Annotated in this window: 3 protein-coding genes; all 3 read right to left on the bottom strand. The window is 72.7% G+C overall.

From position 1 onward, the window contains the following. The coding region (locus tag AC08ON_RS13155) for a transporter substrate-binding domain-containing protein (RefSeq protein WP_476617069.1) at positions 1–574 on the bottom strand (574 nt) is incomplete at its 3' end. 4 nt (positions 575–578) lie between these two features. Further along, positions 579–1,865, bottom strand: a complete 1,287-nt coding sequence (locus AC08ON_RS13150; protein ID WP_476607724.1) for a hypothetical protein — start codon at positions 1,863–1,865, stop codon at positions 579–581. A gap of 120 nt (positions 1,866–1,985) precedes the next feature. Beyond that, positions 1,986–3,289, bottom strand: a 1,304-nt coding sequence (locus AC08ON_RS13145) for a sensor domain-containing phosphodiesterase (protein ID WP_476617068.1), incomplete at its 5' end; no start/stop codon positions are given.

The raw sequence follows: 3,289 nt of genomic DNA, 5'->3' as shown, positions 1-3,289 counted from the left end.
CTCCCGCTAGGACCCGTTGCGTCTCGTTGTAGTAGACGGCGGAGAAGTCCACCAGCGCGCGCCGCTCGCAGTTCGTCGTCATGGTCGCCACGACGACGTCGACGGCGCCGTCGCGCAGAACCGGGATGCGCTCGGCGTAGGTGACCGCGCGGAACCGCACGTGTCCGTCCGCGCCGAAGATCCTCCGGCCGATCAGGTTGGCGATCTCCACGTCGAAGCCCTCGAACTGGCCGGTGAACGGGCTGATCGACCCGAAGGGCGGGACGTCGGCCAGCACCCCGGCGATGAGGTAGCCGCGGCGTTCGATCGTCTCCAGGACGGTGCCCGTGGGCATCGCGCCCGGCGAGGGCAGCCGGCCCGGCGGGCGCCAGCTGGCCTGCGGATCGTCACAGGTGGGTGTCGGCGTCACGGCCGCGGCGGCGGGCCGCGGGGGCGTCGGCGTCGCGGGGGCCAGGGGTCGGGCCTGGGCCGGCAGCGGACTGCCGACCGTGCCGCAGGCGGTGACGCCGACCGCCAGGGCGACGGTAATCAGTACCGTCACCGCTCGCGCCGTTACGACCAGAATGATCATCATCGACTCACCGGTAGTCGTTGATTCTCAGCTGGATGCCGACGAAGGCCAGGGCCGCGGCGAGCCCGAGCGCCACGGTGGCGCCGAGCGGCAGGCGGTTCAGTGCCTCGCCGGCGGCGGACAGGCGCGCTTCGAAGCGGGTACGGCTGGTCGTGAACACCGCTTCCGAGGCGTCGTCGAACCGGGTGAAGGAGGTCGTGCCCTCGCCGAGTGCCACGGCCACCGCCTGCTGGAACCCGCCGGCATCGGACACCAGGTTACCGACCCGCAGGCTTGTCGCCTGGTACCCGCGCCAGGCCGGTTCCAGGGCGGCGCGGGCCGGGCCGTCCGGGCCGCGCAGGGCCACCGTCGCCGGCAGAACCCCGGTCCTGGTCCGGTGCCCCCTGTCGTCGTAGCCCAGCCGGGCGGCCGCGGCGCGGGCGTCCTCGTCGAGTTCCACGCCGTTGCCGTGGGCGACCAGCGACAGGCTTTCGTCACCCCATGCCCGTAATGCCAGCACCCGGGCCTGCGCGGTCAGCGTCATCGGGACGTACCCGTGGTCCCGGCTTTCGACGAGACGGCCACGTTCCACGCCGAACGCGGTCAGCGTCAACCCGAGGATGATCGCGGTGAGCGCCGTGGCGGCGAGCAGCGGCAGATTGAGGATCCGGTGGGTGCGCCGGAACAGCCGTACCTGCAGCGTGACGAGCCCGGCGAGCGTCGCGGCGCCGACGGCGCCGACCAGGAACACCTGGTGCCAGGAGCTCGCCCGCCGGTAGCCGTGGTCGATGTCGGTGGCGTCGGCGGTGGCCAGCGCGTCGGCGGCGGGCAGGATGGTGTCCCGCATCAGCGCGGACGCCTGCCGCAGGTAGGCCCCGCCGACGGCGAGGCCGAGCCGGTTGTTCGCCCGGGCCCGTTCGACCAGGCCGGTGTAGACGGGCAGTTGCGCGCAGAGCACGGCCAGGGGCTGGCGCGGACCACCGGCGCGGGCGAGATCGACGACGCGGTCGCCCGCCGCGGCGATGCTGCGCGCGTAGGCGGCACGCTGCCCCGGTGGTTCGACGCCGCCGGCGAGGAAGGCACGGGCCGCCGTGGCGTCCGCCGCCCAGAGCTCGGCGCGCAGGCTCTGGGCGGCGATGAAGGACGCGCCGCTGTCCTTGGTCAGGGTGTCGATCGCGTGCCGGCGGGTCTGCGTGGCGCCGAGGGCGGTGACCCACAGTGCGACGAGCGCGAGGACCACGAGCACGGACAGCAGGCGCAGCCGGCCCGGCGGGGTCGCCGCCCGGCGCCGTACCCCCGTAGCCACCGCGGTCATGGCTGGTGAGCGTATGGCCTGCGCAATCGCCGGGTAGCCCCACTGTCACCTTGGCGTCACCCCGGCTGGTACCTCGTGCTGGCGCTGCGGCTGTGGGGCCAGCCGGTAGCCGCCACGGGCTCAGCCGAGCCGCCGGGAGGAGGCTGCCGGCACCCGTTCCGGTTCGGCGGCCGTCGGCCGGTGCGCGGAGTGCTCCACCCAGGCGGCCCCGGCGGTCGTGGTGGGATGGCCGAGCAGGTAGCCTTGGCCGTAGGGGATCCCGGCCGCCATCGCCGTGTCGAGCTCCATCGGGGTTTCGATGCCCTCGGCGATGACGCAGCCGCCGATCTCGCCGGCGACCTGCACCAGTCCCGCCGCGATGGCGCGCCTGGCTGGATCGGTGTCGATCCCGTGGGTGAGGACCCGATCCAGTTTGATGATCTCTGGGCGCAGGTGGATGAGCTGTTCCAGGCCCGCGTAGCCGGTGCCGACGTCGTCGATCGCGATGCGGACCCCGCGGCGGCGCAGCACGCCGACGGCGACCAGCAGCTCCGAGTCGTCGCCGATGTGCTCGTGCTCGGTGATCTCCACGATGAGGCGATCGGCCCCCCGGTCGGGAAGGATGTCGATCAGGCCGGAGGTGATGGTGGACGGCGAGGCGTTGACGGCGAGGGTGAGGTCGGACGGGAGCGTCGGCAGGACGGTCAGCGCGTGGCGGATCGCCATGAGTTCCAGCTCGATGCTCAGGCCGACGGTTGCGGCGTCATTGTACCACTGCTGCGCACCGCCGGTCGTGTGGGGAAAGCGGGACAGCGCCTCGACCCCGACGATCCGCTCGTCCGTGAGCCTGAAGATCGACTGGAAGATCATCTTTGGGCCGCCCGCGTCGATGAGGTCGCTCACCTCCTGCCAGATGCGGCGTCGCTGTTCCCACAGGCGGTGCAGGTCGAGGACCGCGTCGCTCAGGAAGGCCGCCAACAGGTGCAGGAAGTGCACGTCGCGGTCGCGTGGGTGGGGGAGCGCGTTGTGGGCGAGGCAGCCGACTATGCCGTACACCTCGCCGTCGTTGTCGGCGACCGGCGCCGCGGCGTACGCGCCGACGCCCAACTTGCGGACGACGCCCGCGTCCGCGGTGCGCGGATCGGTGCGCGTGTCCGCGACGATCTCCGGTATCTCGCCGGACAGCACCCGCCCGAGCAGGGCATGCTCGCGGCGGATCGTCGAGCCCGGCGCCAGCCTGAACCCCCGCGCGTCCCCGCTGAGAACCTGCAGGACAAGCAGATCCCCGTCGATCCGGGCCAGCCCCGCGACGTCCATCCGCAGATGCCGGCGCAGGATCTCGAGGAGATCCGTCACTACTGCGTCCGGCTGTGTGACGCCTGCCGGCGGGCCCAACGTCGACAGCGTATCCGCCATCCGGACCACCTCCATGTTCGGCATGCCCG

This window comes from Frankia sp. CoWAU3 (genome assembly GCF_977971855.1).
The sequence above is the reverse complement of the archived record's forward strand: the minus strand, read 5'-3'. Positions and strand labels throughout refer to the sequence as shown.

Coding starts and splice junctions, on each gene's coding strand:
- AC08ON_RS13150 (WP_476607724.1), bottom strand. CDS start 1,865: ATGACCGCGGTGGCTACGGGGGTACGGCGCCGGGCGGCGACCCCGCCG.